This is a genomic window from Bradyrhizobium sp. C9, from assembly GCF_002532045.1.
In the GTDB taxonomy this organism is placed as follows: Bacteria; Pseudomonadota; Alphaproteobacteria; order Rhizobiales; family Xanthobacteraceae; genus Bradyrhizobium.
The window spans coordinates 66,795-89,637 of sequence record NZ_NWTG01000025.1 but is presented as its reverse complement, the minus strand read 5'-3'; the positions used below and the strand labels follow the sequence as shown (position 1 = coordinate 89,637).

Here is a 22,843-nt window from a genome sequence, read left to right as displayed (position 1 = left end):
CCGCCGCTACAAATTGTCACAAATTCCGCAACACTGAGGCCGGCTTCTGGTTCAGCGCGAGCAGCGTTCCCGCCAGCCCCAATCCGACGGTGACGACCAGCGCGGCGACCACCACCAGCGCGGCGCTGCCGGCCTGCCAGATGAAACTCAGCGTCATCAGCCGCGTCACGATCAGCCAGGCCGCGACCGAACCGGCGATCACCCCGAAGATGGCGGTTGCAAAGCCGATCATCAGGTACTCCAGCGCGTAGGCGCCGAGCAATCGCACCCGGGTGGCGCCGAGCGTCTTGAGGATCACGGCATCATAGACGCGGTGGCGATGCCCGGCGGCAAGCGCGCCGCCCAGCACCAGGATCGCCGAGATCAGCGTCACGGCGCTGGCGCCGCGGATCGCCAGCACCAGATTGCTGACGACGGTGCCAACCGTCTCCAGCGCCTCGCGGACCCGGACGCTGGTCACCATCGGGAACGCGTCGGCGACCTGCTTGATGATGCGCGCATCATCGGCGGCGCCACCATGGGGTTCCGTCAGGGTCGCGACGTGGCTATGCGGGGCGCCCTTGAAGGCATTCGGCGAGAACACCAGCACGAAGTTGATGCCGAGGCCCTGCCAGTCGATGTTGCGCAGGTTGGCGATCTTCGCCGGCACATCGCGGCCGAGCACGTTGACCACGATCTCGTCGCCGATCTTCAACGACAGGCCGTCGGCGATCTTCTTCTCCATCGAGACCAGCGGCGGTCCGCTGTAGTCCGGCCCCCACCATTCGCCCTCGACGATCTTCGAGCCCTTGGGAATTTCGCCGGTGTAGGTCAGACCGCGGTCGCTTTGCAGCACCCACTCTGAATCGACCGACGGCTTGAGCTGGTCGGCCTTGACGCCGCGCGCGGCGACGATGCGCCCGCGCAGCATCGGCACGTCCTCGACGGTCGAGCCGGCGGCGATCTGCGCCAGGAAGGCGGCGAAGCGATCGGCCTCGGTGGAGGGGATGTCGATGAAGAAGAACGACGGCGCCCGTTCCGGCAATGCGGCCAGGAATTGCCGGCGCAGATTGCCGTCGATCTGGGTGATGGTGACGAGCACGGCGAGGCCAAGGCCCAGCGACAGCACCACCGACGGCGTCAGCGCGCCCGGCCGGTGGATGTTGGCGATGGCGAGCCGCAGCATGGTCATGCGGCTGCGCGGCAGCCGCCGCGCCACCGCCATCAGGATTTCGGCGATCCCGCGCAGCAGCAGGAACACCGCGATCGACGAGGCGACGAACACCGCAGCCACCCGCTTGTCATAGGCGAGCCCGATCGCAACCCCGATCAGGAGCGCGACCACTACCGCCATCAATGCGAGATAGCTCCAGCGTGGGCGATGCCACTCGCTGGCGACGGTCTCGCGGAACAGTGCGGCGACCGGCACGTCGTGGACCCGGCCGAGCGGCCACAGCCCGAACGCCAGCGCGGTCAGCTGGCCGTAGAGGAACGAGAGCGCGAGCTCGTCGGGATGCAGCGCCGGCACAACCGGCAGCGGCAGCACCTTGCCGAACAGGCCGACGATGACGAAAGGCAGCGCGGCGCCGAGCACCAGCCCGATCACCGAACCGATCCCGGCCAGCACCACCACTTGCGTGCAGTAGATCGTGAAGACGTCGCGGCCGGTGGCACCGAGCGCCTTGAACGAGGCGATGACGTCGCGGCGCCGGTCGATGTGGCTCTTCACCGCGTTGGCGACGCCGACGCCGCCGACCAAGAGCGCGGCGAGGCCGACCAGGGTCAGGAATTGGGTGAAGCGGTTGATGGTGCGTTCAAGCTGCGGCGAGGCGTTGTTGCGGCTGCGGACTTCCCAGCCGGCCTCCGGAGCAGCAGCCCGTGCGCCGTCGATCAACGCGGTGGTGGCGCGATCGTCGTTGGCGCCGTCGGGCAGCTTCACCCGGTAGATCCAGCGCACCAGGCTGCCCGGCTGCAACAGATCGGTGGCACGCAGGCTCGCTTCTGAGATCAGGAAGCGCGGACCGAGGCCGACGCCGCCAGCGAGCTTGTCGGGCTCGGCCGCCACCACGCTGCGGATCTGGTAGGTCGCGCTGCCGATGCTGACGCGATCGCCGAGCTTCAGGTCGAGCCGCGCCAGCAGCGTCGAGTCGGCCGCTGCGCCATAGACGCCGTCGCGTTCGGCGAGCAGATCGGTGACCGGCATGCTCGGCTCGAGCGTCAGCTCGCCGAGCATCGGATATTTGCCGTCGACCGCCTTGAGCTCGACCAACGCCAGCTTGCCGTCGCCGCTGCGGGCCATCGCGCGGAGCGTAGCTGCAACCGAAACCTCGCCGCGGGTGCGCAGATATGCGACCTCCTCCGGCTTGGCTTCGCGCGAGATCAGCGAGAATGCGACATCGCCGCCGAGTAGCGTGCGTCCCTCGCGCGACAGGCCGTCGCCGAGGCTCGCGGCGACCGAGCCGACGCCGGCAATCGCCATCACGCCGAGCGCGATGCAGGCGATGAACACGTAGAATCCGCGCAGGCCGCCGCGCAATTCGCGCAGCGCGTAGCGGAACGCAAGCGACGACGCGCGGCCCTGCATCGCGACTTCGGACGCAATGCTCATGTGGTTGATTGTCCGTCGATGCGGCCGGAGCGCAGCCGCACGACGCGATCGCAGCGCTGTGCGAGCGCGAGGTCGTGCGTCACCAGCACCAGCGTCATGCCGCGCTCGGCATGCTTGGTGAACAGCAGGTCGACGATCTGCTTGCCCGTGGCCTCGTCGAGATTTCCGGTCGGCTCGTCGGCAACCAGGATCGCGGGATCGGGCGCGAGCGCGCGCGCGATCGCGACGCGCTGCTGTTCGCCGCCGGAAAGCTGCGTCGGATAATGATGCAGGCGTTCGCCGAGCCCGACCGATTGCAGCTCCTGCGCGGCGCGCGCGGCGGCATCGGGATTGCCGGCGAGTTCGAGCGGCACGGCGACGTTCTCCAGCGCCGTCATGGTCGGGATCAGATGGAACGACTGGAACACGATGCCGACCTGGCGTCCGCGGAAGCGCGCCAGCGCATCTTCATCGAGGGCATTGAACGAGGTGCCGTCGACGACCACTTCTCCGCTGTCAGGACGTTCAAGCCCCGCCATCACCATCAGCAAGGTCGACTTGCCCGAACCCGACGGGCCGATCAGGCCGATGGCCTCACCCGCTGCCACACGAAGGCTGATATCCTTGAGGATATGGACCCGTGCCGCGCCGGTGCCGAGCGAGAGATTGACGTTCTTGACGGCAATGGTGTCCGGCTCGACGTCGGTCAGTGAAGAGGATTCGATGAGACTGTCCATGGTTCGGTCATATGGCACTTCCGCTGCTGCGGTCGAGGGCCGGTTGAGAATCTTCGTGCACATACTCGTGTTGCTTATGGGCTTGATGACGGCGGCAAGCGCGCAGACGCCGGGATCTGAGAAAGGACCGCAGGATGGCCTGGCGCAAGGTTCGGCGAAACCGATCAAAATGGTGGTTCTGGGCGATTCCCTGAGCGCCGGTTACGGCCTTCCGGCCGGGGCGGCATTTCCGGTTCGGCTACAAAAAGCCTTGGAAGACAAAGGGATAAAGGTCGAGATGACCAATGCCGGGGTGTCCGGCGACACCGCCTCAGGGGGGCGCGAGCGGCTCGACTGGTCGGTGGCTGAAGGAACTGCCGCCGTGATCGTCGAGCTCGGCGCCAACGATGCCCTGCGCGGCATCGATCCCGCGGTCACGCGTGCCGCGCTCACCGACATCATCACAAAGTTGCAGGCGCGCAAGATCGCCGTGCTCTTGTGCGGCATGCTCGCGCCGCCGAACTATGGCAGTGAGTATGCAGCGAAGTTCAACGCGATCTATCCGGATCTGTCGAAATCGCTCGGCGTGCCGCTCTATCCGTTCTTCCTCGATGGCGTTGCTGGCGATGCCAAGCTCAATCAGGCCGACGGCATGCATCCGACGGCGGAAGGTGTGGACATCGTCGTCAAGAACATGCTGCCCACAGTGGAGGCATTTCTCGGCGCAATATCAGGGCAACGCAGTTGAAACGCAGGCAGCGCGCCGTGTCGTGTCCGTAGGTTTACGAGCTGTTAACGGGTCATGCTTCGCAGAGTCACATATCTCGGGTACAAATAGGCATCGGTGATTCGTCACCGGGCTGTTACAGGGGCGGGCTCCCAAAACCCGCGCCAAGCATCGAGGATTAATGCGATGCCGCGTCTCTTCACTGGACTGGAAATTCCGGCCGAGATCGGCCAGACACTTTCCAATTTGCGTGGCGGCCTTCCCGGCGCACGCTGGATCGATCCCGAAAATTATCACGTCACTCTGCGCTTCATCGGCGACATCGATGGCCTCTGGGCCAACGAGATCGCGACGATGCTGTTTCGGGTGAACCGAAAGCCGTTCGAGGTCAAATTGCAGGGCCTGTCGAGCTTCGGCGGACGCAAGCCGCGCGCGGTGGTTGCCGCCGTCGAGCCCAGCCGGCCGCTGATCGAATTGCAGGCCGAGCTCGAGCGGATGATGCAGCGGATGGGGCTCAATCCCGAGGGCAGGAAATTCACGCCCCATGTCACGCTCGCGCGTCTGCATGACGCATCGAGCCAGGACGTCGCGGATTATCTGTCGGTGCGCGGCTACTTCCCGAGCCGCAGCTTCATGGCGGACCGCTTCGTGCTGTTCTCGTCGCGCGCGTCGACAGGCGGCGGCCCCTACGTGGTCGAGGATTCCTACGATCTCTGCGCGTAAGGGATCGCAGATCGCGGTTTGAGGCAGCCGGCGCTGCTCGTGCGGTCGGCCGTGGTATGCAAGGTCGTGCGCTTGCATACCCCATTGGCACAATTCACGGCTTGCAATTTGCTGCGCACTAGGGCCGTAAGGTGGGCCCATGCTGTCCACTTCGCCCGCCAATTCGTTCCTCGAGCACTACAAGTCTCTCGTCGCCTCCGGCGCGATCGAGGCCGATCCTGCGCAGGCCCGCGCCGCTGAAGCGTTCGGCGCGCTGGATGAGCGGCTCGCGAGCTACAAGCCGCAGCGCAAGCAGGGTCTGTTCGGGCGACTGTTCGGCGGCAACGGGGACGACAAGCCGCCGCGCGGGCTCTACGTCCATGGCGAGGTCGGCCGCGGCAAGACCATGCTGATGGACCTGTTCTTCCAGCAGAGCCCGGTCGAGCACAAGCGCCGCGCGCACTTCCACGAATTCATGGCCGAAGCGCATGAGCGCATCTACGGCTACCGCCAGCAGGTCGCGCGCGGCGAGATCGCCGACGGCGATGTGATCGCGCTCACCGCGCAGGCGATCTTCGACGAAGCCTGGCTGCTCTGCTTCGACGAATTCCACGTCACCGACATCGCGGATGCGATGATCCTCGGGCGGCTGTTCGCAAAGCTGTTCGATCTCGGCACCGTCGTGGTCGCGACCTCGAACGTCGCGCCCGACGATCTCTACAAGGGCGGTCTCAACCGCGCGCTGTTCCTGCCGTTCATCGCGCAGATCACCGACCACATGGATGTGCTGCGGCTCGATGCGCGCACCGACTTCCGGCTGGAAAAACTCGTCGGTGTGAAGATGTGGTTAGCGCCCGCGGATGACACGGCCGATGCCGCGCTCAACGCGGCGTGGCGCAAGATGACCGGCAATGCGCCGTGCAAGGCGCGCCTCATTCCGATCAAGGGACGCATCCTGAATGTGCCGTGTTCGGCGCATGGCGTCGCCCGCTTCAGCTTCATGGACATCTGCGAGAAGCCGCTCGCCGCGTCCGACTACCTCAGGCTGGCGCACGACTACCACACGATCCTGATCGACCATATTCCGGTGATGGATTACGCCGAGCGCAACGCCGCCAAGCGCTTCATCTCGCTGATCGACACGCTCTATGACAATGCGGTGAAGCTGATGGCCTCGGCCGAGGCCGATCCGGTGTCGTTGTACCTTGCAGAGGACGGCATCGAGGCGATGGAGTTCAAGCGCACGTCCTCGCGCCTGATCGAGATGAGCTCGGAATCCTATTTGGCGCTCCCGCACGGCCGCAAGGACTCCTCGGCCAGCGGCGCGTCGACCGGCCTGGTCGAGACCTGAAATCCAGCCTCGAAATTCGGTATCGAAATTCGGACTTGAGATTGGCCTTGCGCGCGGTCCGGATCGGAGCAACTTTTCGTGTCTCGGGGCGGATGTTGCTGGCATGCCTGACCGAATTGCAGGCACGGCCCGCAATCGGGCAGGCCGCGACTTGAATGGATCATTCGAAAGGGATAACCACCCTTGCAACCGACTTCCCTCCCTCCTGCACCAGTTCAAAGGACTGATTTCCCATGGCACGCGACAAGATTGCTCTGATTGGCTCCGGACAGATCGGCGGAACGCTGGCGCACCTCGTTGGCCTCAAGGAACTCGGAGACGTCGTGCTGTTCGATATCGCCGAGGGCGTGCCGCAGGGTAAAGCGCTCGACATCGCGCAGTCGTCGCCGGTCGACGGCTTCGATTCCAACCTGGTCGGCGCCAATTCCTATGAAGCGCTCGACGGCGCCAAGGTCTGCATCGTCACCGCCGGCGTGCCGCGCAAGCCCGGCATGAGCCGCGACGATCTGCTGTCGATCAACCTCAAGGTCATGGAGCAGGTCGGCGCCGGCATCAAGAAGTACGCGCCCGACGCCTTCGTCATCTGCATCACCAACCCGCTGGATGCGATGGTCTGGGCGCTGCAGAAGGCTTCCGGCCTGCCGCACAAGAAGGTGGTCGGCATGGCCGGCGTGCTCGACTCCGCGCGCTTTCGCTATTTCCTGGCCGACGAATTCAACGTCTCGGTCGAAGACGTCACCGCCTTCGTGCTCGGCGGCCATGGCGACACCATGGTGCCGCTGACCCGCTACTCGACCGTCGCCGGCATTCCGCTGCCTGACCTCGTCAAGATGGGCTGGACCTCGCAGGCCCGCATCGACGAGATCGTCGACCGCACCCGCAACGGCGGCGCCGAGATCGTCAACCTGCTCAAGACCGGCTCGGCCTTCTACGCGCCGGCGGCGTCGGCGATCCAGATGGCCGAGAGCTACCTGAGGGACAAGAAGCGCGTGCTGCCCTGCGCCGCCTATCTCAACGGCGAATACGGCGTGAAGGACATGTATGTCGGCGTGCCCACCGTGATCGGCTCCAAGGGTGTCGAACGCATCGTCGAGATCGAGCTCGCCGGCAAGGACCGTGAAGCCTTCGACAAGTCGGTCGGCGCGGTGCAGGGCCTGGTCGACGCCTGCAAGAAGATCGCGCCCGATCTGCTCGGCAAATAATCTGGCTTGGCAATGGCCCGATAGGCGATTTCAATCGCCTGTCGGGTGCAAGATGATGAAAATCCGGCGGATTTTTTAGTTGCACGAGGCTTGGTATATGGTATGCCAGCGCCAGGGCTGACGTGAAGTTCGCCGCACGAGGGTTTGGGAGCGTCTTTCCATGAATATCCACGAATACCAGGCCAAGGCACTGCTGCATGAATTCGGCGTGCCGATCTCGCGCGGCGTGCCGGTGTTGAAGCCGGAAGATGCCGATGCGGCGGCCAAGCAACTCCCGGGCCCGATCTGGGTGGTGAAGAGCCAGATCCATGCCGGCGGTCGCGGCAAGGGCAAGTTCAAGGAGGCATCCGCCGGCGACAAGGGCGGTGTCCGTATCGCCAAGTCGGTTGCCGAGGTCGACGAATTCGCCAAGCAGATGCTCGGCGCGACGCTGGTCACGGTGCAGACCGGCCCGCACGGCAAACAGGTCAATCGCCTCTACATCGAGGAAGGCTCCGACATCGACAAGGAGTTCTATCTCTCGATCCTCGTCAATCGCGAGACCTCCGAGATCTCCTTCGTGGTGTCGACCGAAGGCGGCGTCAACATCGAGGACGTCGCGCATTCGACCCCGGAAAAGATCGTCTCGTTTTCGGTCGATCCCGCCACCGGCATCATGCCTCACCACGGCCGCACGGTTGCCGAGGCGCTGAAGCTGAAGGGCGATCTCGCCAAGCAGGCCGAGAAGCTGACCGGTCAGCTCTATGCCGCGTTCGCCGCCAAGGACATGGCGATGCTCGAGATCAATCCGCTGGTCGTCACCAAGCAGGGCCAGCTCCGCGTGCTCGACGCCAAGGTGTCGTTCGACAGCAACGCGCTCTACCGTCACCCGGACGTGGTCGCGCTGCGCGACGAGTCCGAGGAGGACGCCAAGGAGATCGAGGCGTCGAAATACGACCTCAACTACGTCGCGCTCGACGGCACGATCGGCTGCATGGTCAACGGCGCCGGCCTCGCCATGGCGACGATGGACATCATCAAGCTCTACGGCATGGAGCCGGCGAACTTCCTCGACGTCGGCGGCGGCGCCAGTGTCGAGAAGGTCGCGGCTGCGTTCAAGATCATCACCGCCGATCCGAACGTGAAGGGCATCCTGGTCAACATCTTCGGCGGCATCATGAAGTGCGACGTGATCGCCGAGGGTGTGGTCGCCGCGGTGAAGCAGGTCGGCCTCAAGGTGCCGCTCGTGGTGCGCCTCGAAGGCACCAATGTCGAGCAGGGCAAGAAGATCATCCGCGAGAGCGGCCTCAACGTCGTGCCCGCCGACAATCTCGATGACGCCGCACAGAAGATCGTGAAAGCCGTCAAGGGAGGCTAACGATGGCCGATCATCTCGACGCTCCGACCCCGCTGGACGAACACCGCAAGCTCGCGGTTTTTGCGGGCGAGTGGAACGGCGACGAGATGGTCTATCCGTCGCGCTGGACCGCCGGCGGTCCGGCCACCTCGCATGTCGTTGCGCGCATCGCGCTCAACGGTTTCTATCTGATCCAGGACTGCGTGCAGACCCGCGACGGCAAGGAGAGCTTCGCCACCCACGGCGTCTTCACCTACGACCGCGAGGATCGCGCCTACCGATTGTTCTGGCACGATTCACTCGGCTACTACCCGCCGTCGCCGGCGTCCGGCGGCTGGGCGGGCAAGTCGCTGATCCTGGTGCGCGGCTCGCTGCGCGGCAATGCGCGTCATGTCTACGAGGTCGTCGACGACAACACCTACAACATGAAAATCCAGTTCTCGCCTGACGCGGAAGGGTGGGCCGACGTGCTCACCGGCGTGTACCGGCGTATCCACTGAACCCTTCACCGCTCGTCTCGCGAAAGCATCTCGAACCATGTCCATTCTGATCGACAAGAACACCAAGGTCATCTGCCAGGGCTTCACCGGCAAGAACGGCACGTTCCATTCGGAAGCGGCGATCGCTTACGGCACCAAGATGGTCGGCGGCGTGGCGCCGGGCAAAGGCGGTCAGACGCATCTCAACCTGCCGGTGTTCGACACGGTCGCGGAAGCGCGCGCCAAGACCGGCGCTGACGCCAGCGTCGTCTACGTCCCGCCGCCGGGCGCGGCGGACGCGATCTGCGAGGCGATCGATGCGGAGATCCCGCTGATCGTCTGCATCACCGAGGGCATCCCGGTGCTCGACATGGTGCGCGTCAAGCGCTCGCTGTCGGGTTCGAAGTCGCGGCTGATCGGGCCGAACTGCCCCGGCGTGATGACCGCCGGCGAGTGCAAGATCGGCATCATGCCGGCCAACATCTTCAAGCCCGGCTCGGTCGGCATCGTCTCCCGCTCCGGCACCCTGACCTATGAGGCGGTGTTCCAGACCACCCAGGAGGGCCTCGGCCAGACCACCGCGGTCGGCATCGGCGGCGACCCGGTCAAGGGCACCGAGTTCATCGACGTGCTGGAGATGTTCCTGGCCGACGAGAAGACCAAGTCGATCGTCATGATCGGCGAGATCGGCGGCTCCGCCGAGGAAGACGCCGCCCAGTTCCTCAAGGACGAGGCCAAGCGCGGCCGCAAGAAGCCGATGGTCGGCTTCATCGCTGGTGTTACCGCACCTCCCGGCCGCCGCATGGGTCATGCCGGCGCGATCATCTCCGGCGGCAAGGGCGATGCCGGTTCCAAGACCGCGGCGATGGAAGCCGCCGGCATCAAGGTGTCGCCATCGCCGGCGCGCCTCGGGCACACGCTCGCGGAGATGCTGAAGTAACCGCCGTCGGGCGAAGTTCCCTTCGCGGTTTGGCGTGGTTTGGGCGGGTTCTCCTTGGGGAACCCGCCTTTTTGTTGCGTTTTTCGGTCGGAATGCCGATCAATAAAATATGAAAATAAGTTCATTTCTTGGTTCTTTTAGGCAGGAATATCTGTCCTAGATAGGGTAAAGGGTATCTACCCAGCCGGCGCACTTCCAGACCGGCACCAGCGCCGTCTCCTACGCGCGAACCGAAAAAAATCACCAGGACTGCCCCATGTCTCGCCAAGACGCGAATGCTGCTTTTGCTCTCTCATCATTCCTGCAGGGCACCAACGCCGCCTATATCGACGATCTCTATGCCCGCTACGAGCAGGATCCGTCGTCGGTCGACGCCGAATGGCAGGATTTCTTCAAGAGCCTGAAGGACGCCCCGGCGGACGTCCAGAAGAACGCCGAGGGGGCCTCGTGGGGCCGCGCCAACTGGCCAGTGACGCCGCGTGACGAGCTGACCTCGGCGCTCGACGGCAACTGGGCCCAGGTCGAGAAGGCGGTCGGCACCAAGCTCGCCGCCAAGGCACAGGCCAAGGGCGCCGAACTGTCCGACGCCGACGTGCATCAGGCCACCCGCGATTCGGTTCGCGCGCTGATGCTGATCCGCGCCTACCGCATGCGCGGCCACTTCCACGCCAAGCTCGATCCGCTCGGCATCGAGGCGCCGCGCGACCGCGAGGAGCTCGATCCGCGCTCCTACGGCTTCAGTGAGGCCGACTTCGATCGCAAGATCTTCCTCGACCACGTGCTCGGCCTCGAATACGGCACGCTGCGCGAGATCGTGCAGATCTGCGAGCGCACCTACTGCCAGACGCTCGGCGTCGAGTTCATGCACATCTCCAACGCCGCGCAGAAGGCGTGGATCCAGGAGCGCATCGAAGGTCCGGACAAGGAGATCAGCTTTACGCCCGAGGGACGCCGCGCGATCCTCAACAAGCTGATCGAGGCCGACGGCTTCGAGAAGTTCTGCGACACCAAGTTCACCGGTACCAAGCGCTTCGGCCTCGACGGCGGCGAATCGCTGATCCCGGCGCTCGAGCAGATCATCAAACGCGGCGGCAATCTCGGCGTGAAGGAGATCGTGGTCGGCATGCCGCATCGCGGCCGCCTCAACGTGCTGACCCAGGTGATGGGCAAGCCGCACCGCGCGCTGTTCCACGAATTCAAGGGCGGTTCGGCCAATCCAGACTCGGTCGAAGGCTCCGGCGACGTCAAGTATCACCTCGGTGCGTCCTCGGACCGCGAGTTCGACGGCAACAACATCCATCTGTCGCTGACTGCAAATCCGTCGCATCTCGAGATCGTCGATCCGGTCGTGATGGGCAAGGTGCGCGCCAAGCAGGACCAGCACGGCGATCCGCCTGATATGCGCATCTCGGTGCTGCCGCTGCTGATGCACGGCGATGCGGCGTTCGCGGGCCAGGGCGTGGTCGCGGAATGCTTCAGCCTGTCCGACCTGAAGGGCTACCGCACCGGCGGCTCGCTGCACTTCATCGTCAACAACCAGATCGGCTTCACCACCTATCCGCGCTACTCGCGCTCGTCGCCCTATCCGTCCGACGTCGCGAAGATGATCGATGCGCCGATCTTCCACGTGAATGGCGACGATCCGGAGGCCGTGGTGTTCGCGGCCAAGGTCGCGATCGAGTTCCGGCAGAAATTCCACAAGCCGGTCGTCATCGACATGTTCTGCTACCGGCGTCACGGTCACAACGAGGGCGATGAGCCGGCGTTCACCCAGCCGGTGATGTACAAGAAGATCGGCTCGCACCCGTCGACGCTGGAGATCTACGCCAAGCGGCTGGTCGCCGACGGCGTATTGACCGAGGGCGAGGTCGAGAAGGCCAAGGCCGATTGGCGCGCACGGCTCGATGCCGAGCTCGAAGCCGGCTCGGGCTACAAGCCGAACAAGGCCGACTGGCTCGACGGCAAATGGGCCGGCTTCAAGTCGGCCGACCAGGAAGAAGACGCCCGCCGCGGCGTCACCGGTGTCGATGTCGCCGTGCTCAAGGAGATCGGCCGCAAGATCACCAAGGTGCCGGACGGCTTCCGCGCCCACCGCACCATTCAGCGTTTTCTCGACAATCGCGCCAAGGCGATCGACACCGGCGTCGGCATCGACTGGGCGACCGGCGAGGCACTGGCGTTCTGCACGCTGCTGCAGGAGGGCCATCATGTGCGCCTGTCCGGCCAGGATTCCGAGCGCGGCACCTTCTCGCAGCGCCATTCGGTCCTGATCGACCAGGAGGACGAGAGCCGCTACACGCCGTTCAACCACCTTGGCGGCGAGGATACCGGCCATTACGAGGTCATCAACTCGCTGCTGTCGGAAGAAGCGGTGCTCGGCTTCGAGTACGGCTACTCGCTGGCCGAGCCGAATGCGCTGACGCTCTGGGAAGCCCAGTTCGGCGACTTCGCCAATGGCGCGCAGGTGGTATTCGACCAGTTCATCTCCTCGGGCGAACGCAAATGGCTGCGCATGTCGGGCCTCGTCTGCCTGCTGCCGCATGGCTACGAGGGGCAGGGCCCGGAGCACTCCTCCGCGCGCCTCGAGCGTTATTTGCAGATGTGCGCCGAGGACAACATGCAGGTGGTCAATCCGACCACGCCGGCAAACTACTTCCACGTGCTGCGGCGCCAGCTGCATCGCGAAATCCGCAAGCCGCTGATCCTGATGACGCCGAAGTCGCTGCTGCGTCACAAGCGCGCCGTGTCGCGGCTCGACGAGCTCGGCCAGAACGCCACCTTCCACCGCATCCTGTACGATGACGCGCAGATGCTGCCGGACGAGAAGATCAAGCTGGTGCCGGACGACAAGATCCGTCGCGTCGTGCTGTGCTCCGGCAAGGTCTATTACGACCTGTACGAGGAGCGCGAGAAGCGCGGCGTCGACGACATCTATCTGATGCGCATCGAGCAGCTCTATCCAGTGCCGCTGAAGGCGCTGGTGCAGGAGCTCGGCCGCTTCAAGGCTGCCGAGGTGGTCTGGTGCCAGGAAGAGCCCCGCAACATGGGCTCCTGGCACTTCATCGAGCCCTATCTGGAATGGGTGCTGAACCAGACCAACGCCGCCAACAAGCGTCCGCGCTATGCCGGCCGTCCGGCATCGGCGGCGACCGCCACCGGTTTGATGTCGAAACATCTGGCGCAGCTCAAGGCGCTGCTCGACGACGCACTGAACTAACGGCCTTCACTGAAGCCATGCCCCGCTCTGCGCGCAATTGCGCACCGGAGCGGGGCATCCGGTATCCCGCGTCATCCAGCCTCGCCGCTGTCGTCACGGAGTACCGGGTCGTTCGCTTTGGCGGGCGGTGGCGGACCAGGTTTGCGACTGCCAATTTTGCGACCGCAAGGTTATCGAGGAAAAGATCATGACTGAAATTCGCGTTCCAACGCTCGGTGAATCCGTGACTGAGGCCACGATCGGCCGCTGGTTCAAGAAGGCCGGTGAGGCCGTCGCGGTGGACGAGCCGTTGGTGGAGCTGGAGACCGACAAGGTCACCATCGAGGTGCCTGCGCCGGTCGCCGGCACGCTCGGCGAGATCATCGCCAAGGATGGCGAGACCGTCGCCGTCGGCGCGCTGCTCGGCCAGATCAATGACGGCGCGGCGCCGGCCAAGTCGGCCGCTGCCGCCGCTCCGGCCAAGGCTGTCGCTGCGGCGCCTGCCGCCGCGCCCGCACCGGCTCCTGCCGCGCCCAAGGTGCCGCCGGCGGATGCGCCGCTGGCGCCCTCGGTGCGCAAGCTGTCCGCCGAAAGCGGCGTCGACGCCTCCACCGTTCCGGGCTCGGGCAAGGATGGCCGCGTGACCAAGGGCGACATGCTGGCCGCGATCGAGAAGGCCGCCTCGGCGCCGACCCCGGTCAACCAGCCGGCCGCCGCCGTGCAGGTTCGTGCGCCTTCGCCGGCGGACGATGCCGCGCGCGAGGAGCGCGTCAAGATGACCCGGCTGCGCCAGACCATCGCGCGCCGCCTCAAGGACGTGCAGAACACCGCCGCGATGCTGACGACCTTCAACGAGGTCGACATGACCGAGGTGATGAAGCTGCGCGCCCTCTACAAGGATACGTTCGAGAAGAAGCATGGCTCGAAGCTCGGCTTCATGGGCTTCTTCACCAAGGCGGTGGTGCAGGGGCTGAAGGACATTCCGGCCGTCAACGCCGAGATCGACGGCTCCGACCTGATCTACAAGAACTACTACCACATCGGCGTTGCGGTCGGCACCGACCGCGGCCTGGTGGTGCCTGTGGTACGCGACTGCGACCACAAGTCGATCGCCGAGATCGAGAAGTCGATCGCCGATTACGGCCGTAGAGCCCGTGACGGTCAGCTCAAGATCGACGAGATGCAGGGCGGCACCTTCACCATCACCAATGGCGGCATCTACGGCTCGCTGATGTCGACGCCGATCCTCAACGCGCCGCAGTCCGGCATCCTCGGCATGCACAAGATCCAGGAGCGGCCGATGGTGGTCGGCGGCAAGATCGAGGTGCGGCCGATGATGTATCTGGCGCTGTCCTACGATCACCGCGTCATCGACGGCAAGGAAGCGGTCACCTTCCTGGTGCGCGTCAAGGAGAGCCTGGAAGATCCGGCCCGCCTGGTGCTGGACCTCTAAGGTCATGTCGCGCGCGGCGTCCGATCTGTTCGGGCGCCGCGATTGGTTGGGTGCTCACCTTTGGGGATCAATGTGACAGACAAGGTCGTTGTCATCACCGGCGGCAGCCGCGGCATCGGCCGCGCCACCGCACTTGCGGCTGCCGCGCGCGGTTATCGCGTCGTGGTCGGCTACGCCACAAACCAGGCTGCGGCCAACGAGGTTGTCGCCGCGATCGAGGCGAAGAACGGTAAGGCGATCGCGGTGAAGTGCGACGTCGGCAGCGAGCAGGATATCCTGGCGCTGTTCAAGGCCGCAGATGGCTTCGGCACGCTGGGCGCGCTCGTCAACAATGCCGGCATCGTCGGCAAAAGTGGTGTGCGTGTCGACGAGATGTCGGCCGAGCGCATCCAGCAGATGATGGCGGTCAACGTCACCGGCAGCATCCTGTGCGCGCGCGAGGCGGTGAAGCGGATGTCGACCAAGCACGGCGGCCAGGGCGGCGTCATCGTCAACCTCTCCTCGGTCGCGGCGAAGCTCGGCGCACCCAACACTTATGTCGACTATGCCGCCTCCAAGGGGGCGATCGATTCCTTCACGGTCGGCCTCGGCTACGAAGTCGCGGCTGAAGGCATCCGCGTTGCCGGCATCCGGCCCGGCCTGATCGACACCGACATCCACGCCGCGGGCGGCGAGCCCGATCGCGCCCACCGGCTGGCCCATATGGTGCCGATGAAGCGCGTCGGCACCGCGGACGAAATCGCCAACGCCATCGTCTGGCTGATCTCGGACGAAGCCTCCTACGTCACCAGCGCGATCCTCGACGTCTCGGGCGGTCGCTAGAATACGATCAAGCGGGAAGCGGTCTTCCGACAAGATCGCGCGCCCGCCTAACTGTCACCGAGTTTAGCTACAGGACCTCAATCATGGCTTCTTACGATCTCGTCGTCATCGGCACTGGCCCCGGCGGTTACGTCTGCGCGATCCGCGCGGCGCAGCTCGGCATGAAGGTTGCCGTCGTCGAGAAGAACGCGACGCTGGGCGGCACCTGCCTCAACGTCGGCTGCATGCCGTCGAAGGCGCTGCTGCACGCCTCGGAGATGTTCGAGGAAGCCGGGCACTCCTTTGCCAAGATGGGCGTCAGCGTCTCCGCGCCGAAGCTCGATCTGCCCGCGATGATGGATTTCAAGCAGCAGGGCATCGACGGCAACGTCAAGGGCGTCGAGTTCCTGATGAAGAAGAACAAGATCGACGTCCTCAAGGGCACCGGCAAGATCCTCGGTGCCGGCAAGGTCGAAGTCTCCGGCGACGGCAAGTCCGAGGTCGTCGAGACCAAGAACATCGTGATCGCCACCGGCTCCGACATCGCACGGCTGAAGGGCATCGACATCGACGAGAAGCGCATCGTGTCGTCGACCGGCGCGCTGTCGCTGGAGAAGGTGCCGGCGAGCCTGCTGATCGTCGGCGCCGGCGTGATCGGGCTCGAGCTCGGTTCGGTCTGGCACCGTCTCGGTGCCAAGGTCACCGTGGTGGAATTCCTCGATCGCATCCTGCCCGGCATGGACGGCGAAGTGGCGAAGCAATTCCAGCGTATCCTGGAAAAGCAGGGCTTTGCCTTCAAGCTCGGCGCCAAGGTCGCGTCGGTCGACACCACGGGTAAGACGCTTCGGGCCAAGATCGAGCCGGCCGCGGGCGGCGCTGCGGAAACCATCGAAGCCGACGTCGTGCTGGTGTGCGTCGGCCGCGTGCCCTACACCGAGGGCCTCGGGCTGAAGGAAGCCGGCGTTGCGCTCGACAATCGCGGCCGCGTCGAGATCGACGCGCACTTCTCGACCAATGTGAAGGGCATCTACGCGATCGGCGACGTCGTGGCCGGGCCGATGCTGGCGCACAAGGCGGAAGACGAAGGCGTTGCCTGCGCGGAGATCATCGCGGGCCAGGCCGGCCATGTGAACTACGACGTCATTCCAGGTGTTGTGTATACCACGCCGGAAGTGTCGTCGGTCGGCAAGACCGAGGAAGATCTCAAGCAGGCCGGCGTCGCTTATACCGTCGGCAAATTCCCCTTCACCGCGAACGGCCGCTCCAAGGTCAACCAGACCACCGACGGCTTCGTGAAGGTTCTCGCAGATGCGAAGACGGATCGGGTGCTCGGTGTGCACATTGTCGGCCGGGAAGCCGGCGAAATGATCCACGAAGCCTGCGTCTTGATGGAATTCGGCGGTTCGGCCGAGGATCTGGCGCGCACCTGCCACGCACATCCGACCCGCTCCGAAGCTATCAAGGAAGCCGCGCTTGCGGTGGGCAAGCGCGCCATCCATATGTGATCGAACATCCCGGCGCGAGCCGGGTAGAGATCATAGTGATGTTGCGCCGTCTGCTTCAGCCGTTCTGGGTCCTGCTTGCGATCATCTTCCTGATCGAGGCCTGGCTATGGGATCACGTCGAGCCGATCGTGGCCCGGGTGGTGGCGTGGATCCCGCTGCGCGCGCTCAAGCAATGGCTTGCCGACCGGGTCGATGCGCTGTCGCCGGCGATGACGCTGATCGTCTTCGTCGTGCCGCTGATCCCGCTGTTTCCGCTCAAGCTGGTCGGACTTTGGCTGTTGGCGAACCAGTACTGGTTCAGCGCGGTCTCGCTGATCCTGTTCGCCAAGATCGTCGGCGTCGGCGTCACCGCCTTCCTGTTCGACGTGACGCGATCGAAACTGCTGGAGATGCCCTGGTTCGAGGCGCTCTATAACTTCGTGATGGGGTTGCGGGCCAAGGCCACCGCGCTGGTCGAGCCGGTCAAGCGGCGCATCCTCGAGATGATCAGTGGCGACGGTGACGGCTGGACCGCGCGCACGCTGCGCCTGATCGCGCGCTTCCGCAAAAGCGTCCACCAGACCAGCAAGGTTCTTTGACCTAACTCTCAGACCCGTCATCCCCGCGCAACGGCGGAGCCGTTGCGCGGGGATGACGGGTCGGGCACGGGAATCGTGGGCCTCAGTGCAGAGGCAGCAGATGCGGCTGGAACAGGCCGAGCAGGGTCATCGCGACGCCGGCGAGCGTTACCAGGCCGGACACCCAGGCCAGCGCGGCGATGCTGGTGATGATGGTCGCGGACGCCAGCACGATGGCGATCTGGAAGGCGGCGGAGGCAAGCTCGAAGTGATGATATTTCGCGGTGGCCTCGTCGCGCTCATGCTCGGCATGCTTGGCGCGTTCGGAGAGTTGCTCTGAACCCTCGCCGGTCTCCGGCTCCGAGCGGTAGCGTGCCGCGGTCTTCTGCCAGTCGTCGATCTGCTTCTGCAGCGCGGCCTTGGCCGCCTCGTCGGTGGTGGTCGTAAGGTTCAGCTTGCCCTGTTCGGCCGCGGTCTGTACCGCGGTGCGGCGGATGCTCTTGGCCTGGAAGAAGGCCCAGAGGTTGGAGGCCTCGACGTTCTTGCTGATCGATTCGGTCTGGGCGCCCTTGCCGAGCGTTTCCGACAGCGCCAGGCAGAGCGCGATCACGGCGATCAGGAGGGCGATCTTCTTGTTCTCGCCCGACGCATGCTCGGCATGCTCCGCGTGCTCCATACTTTCATGTGCGCTCATGATTCCCCCTCCGGATGAGACCACGCCACGATTGCTGAATGCGGCGCACAAGGCAAGTGCCGAGCGATTTGTGGCAGCTGTATGAATACGAACGGCGCAAGATGAACGGCGTCTTGGTGACGACCCCGCGCCGTGTGTTGAACTCAGGTCCGGGCGTTCAGCCGCGCGGGTGCGCGGAGCGATAGACTTCGAGCAGGCGCTCGCTGTCGATGCCGGTGTAGATCTGCGTGGTCGACAGCGATGCGTGGCCGAGCAATTCCTGGATCGCGCGCAAATCGCCGCCGCGGCTGAGCAGATGCGTGGCGAAGGAGTGCCGCAGCGCATGCGGCGTGGCGCTGTCGGGCAGGCCGAGCGCGCCGCGCAGCCGCTCCATGGTGAGCTGGATGATGCGCGGGCTTAAGGGGCCGCCGCGCGCACCGACGAACATCGGTCCGGTGGGGCCGAGCTGATGCGGGCTGATCGCCGCATAGTCCGCGATCAGTTGCAGCACGTTTTGCAGCACCGGCACCATGCGGGTCTTGTTGCCTTTGCCGGTGACGACAAGCACATCGCCTTCGCCGGGCTTCGGCACGTCGCGGCGCTTCAGCCCCAGCGCCTCGGAGATGCGCAGGCCCGAGCCATAGAGCAGCGCCATCACGGCGGCGTCACGCACCAGGATCCAGGTCTCGCGTGTTTCGCCGGCGCGCTCGTCGGCATCGGCAAAGCGCTTCGCCGCTTCCATATGGATCGGCTTCGGCAGGCTCTTTGGCACCTTGGGGGCGCGGATCGCCGAGAGCGCACCGACCTTGCCCTTGCCTTCGCGTTCCAGGAAGCGTCCGAACGAGCGCAGGCCGGCCAGCGCCCGCATCAGCGATCGCCCGCCGATCTCGTCTGCGCGGCGCATCGCCATGAAGGCGCGGACATCGCTGGCCTCGAGCGCGGAGAATTGCGCAAGCGTCACGCGCGCGCCCCAGTGCTCGGCCAGAAAGGCCAGGCATTGCCGCACATCGCGGGCGTAGGCCTCGAGCGTCTTCGGCGACAGCCGTCGTTCCGCGCGCAGATGCGACAGCCAGCGCGTCATCTCCTGCGTGACGCTGACGTCGGCGCAGTCGAGCTCGAGCGGTTGCATGTGCTGATCGGTCCGGGCCATGTCTTGAACGCGCATGTCCTCAAGGGCTATTGGCGCTGCTAATCTCCTGATTATATCGCACTGCCTTCGTTTACCGTTCGCTAAGAGAGCGAAGCGGTGCTAGCCCGACCGGGTTCAAGGTTTCTGATTCAATGGACCACACCACACGCCCCAGCCCGGCTCCCGCATCGACGACACGAATCGTCGACGTGCTGGTGCCTGTCGCGCTGAACCAGACCTATTCCTACCGCGTGCCGCGCGGCATGGAGCTTGCGCCCGGCGACGTGATCTGTGTTCCGCTCGGGCCACGCGAGGTCGTAGCCGTGGTGTGGGCCGAGAATGCCAGGCCGGATCCGCGGCTGCACAACCGGCTCAAGGACGTCAGCGAGAAGCTCGATGTTCCGCCGCTCAGGGCCGAGCTGCGCCAGCTTGTCGACTGGGTGTCCACTTACACGCTGTCGGCACGAGGCATGGTGCTGCGGATGACGCTGCGGATGGGCGAGAACCTCGGGCCGGAGCGGACGCGGCTCGGGGTCCGTCTGGTCGGCGAGCCGCCGCGGCGCCTGACACCGGCGCGCCGGCGGCTGATCGAGGTGCTGTCGGATGGCTTGCTGCACGGCAAGTCGGAGGCGGCGCGGGAGGCCGGCGTCAGTTCGGGCGTGGTCGACGGGCTGGTCGACGAGGGTACATTGACGGTCGAGGCGATGCCGCCGCCCGCACCGCCACCGATTCCTGATCCCGCCTTTGCGCAGCCGGATTTCTCGCGCGAGCAGCGCAGTGCGGTCGACGTGATGCGGACGCTGGCGGCGAGCGGCAGCTTTCATGTCGCACTGCTCGACGGCGTCACCGGTTCCGGCAAGACCGAGGTCTATTTCGAGGCGATCGCCGAGAACATCCGCCGCGGCAAGCAGACCCTGATCCTGATGCCGGAAATCGCGCTGACTGGCCAGTTCCTCGACCGCTTCGCACAGCGCTTCGGCGTGCGGCCGCTGGAATGGCATTCCGAGCTCACGCCGCGCACGCGGGCGCGCAACTGGGCGGCGATCTCCGAGGGCAAGGCGCCGGTCGTGGTCGGCGCCCGCTCGGCGCTGTTCCTGCCCTATGCCGATCTCGGCCTCATCATCGTCGATGAGGAGCACGACCAGGCCTACAAGCAGGACGAGGGCGCGCATTATCACGCGCGCGACATGGCGGTGGTCCGCGCCCATATCGCAAAGATCCCGATCGTGCTGGCGTCGGCGACGCCCTCGGTCGAGAGCGAGGTCAATGCGCGCAAGGGGCGCTACCAGCGCGTCGCGCTGCCGTCACGGTTCGGCGGCCAGCACATGCCGCATATCGAGGCGATCGACATGCGCCGCGCGCCGCCGCCGCGCGGGCGCTTCATTTCGCCTGTCCTGGCCGAGCAGATTCGCCATGCGATCGAGCGCCGCGAGCAGGCGCTGCTGTTCCTCAATCGGCGCGGTTATGCGCCGCTGACGCTCTGCCGCGCCTGCGGTCACCGCTTCGCCTGCACGATCTGCGACGCATGGCTGGTCGATCATCGGTTCCGCCAGCGGCTGGTCTGCCATCACTGCGGCTTCTCGATGCCGCGCCCGAACATCTGCCCGCATTGTGCGGCCGAGGAATCGCTGGCTGCGGTCGGCCCCGGCGTCGAGCGCCTGCAGGAGGAGGCAGCCCAGATTTTTCCCGAGGCCCGCACCATGGTGCTGTCGAGCGATCTCATCACCTCGATCGAGACCATGCGCAGCGAGCTCAATGAGATTGCCGAGGGCCGCGTCGACATCATCATCGGCACCCAACTGGTGGCCAAGGGGCACAACTTCCCGCGGCTCAATCTGGTCGGCGTCATCGACGCTGATCTCGGCTTGAGCAACGGCGATCCGCGCGCCGCCGAGCGAACGTTCCAATTGCTGAATCAGGTGGTAGGCCGGGCCGGCCGCGAGCAGGGCCGCGGCGTCGGCTATCTGCAGACCCATCAGCCGGAACATCCGGTCATCAAGGCCCTGATCGCGAATGACCGCGAGGCGTTCTACGCCAGCGAGATCGATATCCGCGAGCGCACCGGCTATCCGCCGTTCGGCCGGCTGGCGAGCTTGATCGTCTCCGCCGGCGACCGTCCGACGGCGGAAGGATTTGCCCGCAAGCTCGCCGCGATGGCCCCGCTCGACGAGCGGATCCAGGTGCTCGGCCCCGCCGAGGCCCCGCTTGCGGTCATCAAGGGCCGCTACCGCTTCCGCCTGCTGGTGAAGTCGCTGCGCAATGTCGACCTGTCGCAGTACCTGCGCGAATGGCTGGAGGCCGGTCCGAAGACCAAGGGCAATCTGAAGCTCGAGGTCGACGTCGATCCGCAGAGCTTCCTGTAGAGCATGATCCGGAAAGGTGTGCCGCGGTTTTCCGGCAAGATCATGCTCAAGACAAAGAAGTAGAGCGGGATGACGGATGGAAGAGAAGTCATCGCGCTCTACTGAGCGGCCAAAGAAAAAGCCTGCCGTCATTTGCGACGGCAGGCCTTTTTGGCGCGAAGCGGGCCTCGCGGCCGTTACGCAACGCAACGCTTACTAAACACGTTACGAGACGACCTCGGCGGTGACGCGGCCGACGCCGGCACCGGTCAGGCCGATGGCGCGGGCTGCGCCGGTCGAGAGGTCGAGCACGCGGCCGCGGACGAACGGGCCGCGATCGTTGATGGTGACGACGACACTGCGGCCGCCATGAGTGACGCGGAGCCTGGTGCCGAACGGCAGTGAGCGGTGGGCGGCGGTCATCGCGTTCTGATTGAAGCGCTGGCCGGAAGCGGTGCGGCTGCCCGACTCATTGCCGTAGAAGGAGGCCATCCCCGAGAACGTGTGGCCGCCGGACGGCTGGATCGATGCATTGGCGTCGCGCCAGGACGAACCTTCGGCGCGGGCGTGGTGATGATGGTGGTGGCGCTGATGATGGTGCCTGGATTTCGCGGACGCCTCCGTCACGCTGCCCCCGACCAGGATAGTTGCGGCTACAAACGCAAGCGCCGTACGCGAGCGGGTTATATTGCCCGCCGCCTTCTTGATATTCAGCATTGATAAGACCCTCAGACAGTATTGCCACAAACGCGGCAAGTGGACCCCCGTCCCTTCGTTGACCAAAGCCGTTTGGTTTCGCAATGAGGCGCGAATTGGGCAGTAAATCCTGATTGTCTCAGGTTGAAATATCTTGTTACCGCTTTGGGGTATTCAATCAAGGTTCCGTAATCTTGGCCTTTAACTAATTTTTAACCAATATAATACTTACGAATATTGATTAGTAAGCCAGCGGTAAGTTTTCAGTAAGTAATCGCCAAATGAAACCGCGGCGCGTTTCGGGTTCCTTGCGCGCTTGGCCATGGCCCCATGCAAATTTCGATGGAACAGATTCGCGATGGCGCGAATCGGAGCCGGCGCGCTGAATTTCCGCGCGCCGAATTTTTCTGAATCGAGCGCCGGCCAGGGCCGCTAAAAACCGCATGCGACAAGGCGGCTCGCACGATGCCGT

General features: G+C 65.0%; 18 protein-coding genes. 13 read left to right on the top strand and 5 right to left on the bottom strand.

Features of this window, described 5'->3' with window-relative positions; translation table 11 throughout:
* Positions 1 to 16: 16 nt before the first annotated feature.
* Together CO675_RS32925 and CO675_RS32920 are read right to left on the bottom strand one after the other, a co-directional pair.
* Positions 17 to 2,587, bottom strand: coding sequence for an ABC transporter permease (locus CO675_RS32925; protein WP_097675929.1), 2,571 nt, complete (start codon positions 2,585 to 2,587; stop codon positions 17 to 19).
* The gene (locus CO675_RS32920) at positions 2,584 to 3,303 is read right to left on the bottom strand and encodes an ABC transporter ATP-binding protein (protein WP_097675927.1); all 720 of its coding nucleotides are present in this window, start codon (positions 3,301 to 3,303) and stop codon (positions 2,584 to 2,586) included. The genes CO675_RS32925 and CO675_RS32920 overlap by 4 nt, the downstream gene beginning before the upstream one ends.
* A gap of 55 nt (positions 3,304 to 3,358) precedes the next feature.
* Between CO675_RS32920 and CO675_RS32915 the strand changes: the two genes are divergently transcribed.
* From CO675_RS32915 to CO675_RS32860, 12 genes are all read left to right on the top strand, one after another.
* Complete coding sequence (locus tag CO675_RS32915) at positions 3,359 to 4,030, top strand: arylesterase (protein ID WP_097675970.1); 672 nt, start codon at positions 3,359 to 3,361, stop codon at positions 4,028 to 4,030.
* 165 nt (positions 4,031 to 4,195) lie between these two features.
* Positions 4,196 to 4,732, top strand: a complete 537-nt coding sequence (gene thpR / locus CO675_RS32910) for an RNA 2',3'-cyclic phosphodiesterase (protein WP_097675925.1) — start codon at positions 4,196 to 4,198, stop codon at positions 4,730 to 4,732.
* A gap of 139 nt (positions 4,733 to 4,871) precedes the next feature.
* The gene (zapE, locus tag CO675_RS32905; RefSeq protein ID WP_097675923.1) at positions 4,872 to 6,062 is read left to right on the top strand and encodes a cell division protein ZapE; all 1,191 of its coding nucleotides are present in this window, start codon (positions 4,872 to 4,874) and stop codon (positions 6,060 to 6,062) included.
* A 233-nt stretch (positions 6,063 to 6,295) separates the two neighbouring features.
* A complete protein-coding gene (mdh, locus tag CO675_RS32900; RefSeq protein ID WP_092121604.1) occupies positions 6,296 to 7,264 on the top strand; it encodes a malate dehydrogenase in 969 nt (322 codons plus the stop codon).
* A gap of 160 nt (positions 7,265 to 7,424) precedes the next feature.
* Entirely contained in the window at positions 7,425 to 8,621 is a 1,197-nt protein-coding gene (sucC, locus tag CO675_RS32895; RefSeq protein WP_097675922.1) for an ADP-forming succinate--CoA ligase subunit beta, read from the top strand.
* Between the two features lie 2 nt (positions 8,622 to 8,623).
* Positions 8,624 to 9,100 (top strand): DUF1579 family protein, encoded by a 477-nt coding sequence (locus CO675_RS32890; protein WP_092121609.1) that lies wholly within the window; start codon positions 8,624 to 8,626, stop codon positions 9,098 to 9,100.
* 37 nt (positions 9,101 to 9,137) lie between these two features.
* A complete protein-coding gene (sucD, locus tag CO675_RS32885; RefSeq protein WP_097675920.1) occupies positions 9,138 to 10,019 on the top strand; it encodes a succinate--CoA ligase subunit alpha in 882 nt (293 codons plus the stop codon).
* Positions 10,020 to 10,275: 256 nt separating this feature from the next.
* Positions 10,276 to 13,236 carry a 2-oxoglutarate dehydrogenase E1 component gene (locus CO675_RS32880; protein WP_097675919.1) on the top strand — a complete coding sequence of 987 codons (2,961 nt, stop codon included), beginning with the start codon at positions 10,276 to 10,278 and terminating at the stop codon, positions 13,234 to 13,236.
* Between the two features lie 187 nt (positions 13,237 to 13,423).
* Positions 13,424 to 14,668 carry a 2-oxoglutarate dehydrogenase complex dihydrolipoyllysine-residue succinyltransferase gene (gene odhB / locus CO675_RS32875; protein WP_097675968.1) on the top strand — a complete coding sequence of 415 codons (1,245 nt, stop codon included), beginning with the start codon at positions 13,424 to 13,426 and terminating at the stop codon, positions 14,666 to 14,668.
* A gap of 72 nt (positions 14,669 to 14,740) precedes the next feature.
* On the top strand, positions 14,741 to 15,490 hold the full coding sequence (locus tag CO675_RS32870) for an SDR family oxidoreductase (RefSeq protein ID WP_198964826.1): 750 nt from the start codon (positions 14,741 to 14,743) through the stop codon (positions 15,488 to 15,490).
* 83 nt (positions 15,491 to 15,573) lie between these two features.
* Positions 15,574 to 16,974, top strand: a complete 1,401-nt coding sequence (lpdA, locus tag CO675_RS32865) for a dihydrolipoyl dehydrogenase (RefSeq protein ID WP_097675916.1) — start codon at positions 15,574 to 15,576, stop codon at positions 16,972 to 16,974.
* Between the two features lie 38 nt (positions 16,975 to 17,012).
* Entirely contained in the window at positions 17,013 to 17,552 is a 540-nt protein-coding gene (locus CO675_RS32860) for a hypothetical protein (RefSeq protein ID WP_097675914.1), read from the top strand.
* 82 nt (positions 17,553 to 17,634) lie between these two features.
* On the opposite strand, the gene CO675_RS32855 is transcribed toward CO675_RS32860, so the two are convergent.
* Positions 17,635 to 18,225 carry a DUF4337 domain-containing protein gene (locus tag CO675_RS32855; RefSeq protein WP_097675912.1) on the bottom strand — a complete coding sequence of 197 codons (591 nt, stop codon included), beginning with the start codon at positions 18,223 to 18,225 and terminating at the stop codon, positions 17,635 to 17,637.
* 157 nt (positions 18,226 to 18,382) lie between these two features.
* Positions 18,383 to 19,333, bottom strand: a complete 951-nt coding sequence (locus CO675_RS32850; RefSeq protein ID WP_198964830.1) for a tyrosine recombinase XerC — start codon at positions 19,331 to 19,333, stop codon at positions 18,383 to 18,385.
* Between the two features lie 152 nt (positions 19,334 to 19,485).
* On the opposite strand from CO675_RS32850, the gene CO675_RS32845 reads away from it, so the two are divergent.
* Positions 19,486 to 21,696 carry a primosomal protein N' gene (locus CO675_RS32845; protein ID WP_097675911.1) on the top strand — a complete coding sequence of 737 codons (2,211 nt, stop codon included), beginning with the start codon at positions 19,486 to 19,488 and terminating at the stop codon, positions 21,694 to 21,696.
* 204 nt (positions 21,697 to 21,900) lie between these two features.
* Here the strand turns inward: CO675_RS32845 and CO675_RS32840 are convergent, their stop codons facing one another.
* Complete coding sequence (locus CO675_RS32840; RefSeq protein WP_097675909.1) at positions 21,901 to 22,392, bottom strand: septal ring lytic transglycosylase RlpA family protein; 492 nt, start codon at positions 22,390 to 22,392, stop codon at positions 21,901 to 21,903.
* Between the last annotated feature and the right edge of the window lie 451 nt (positions 22,393 to 22,843).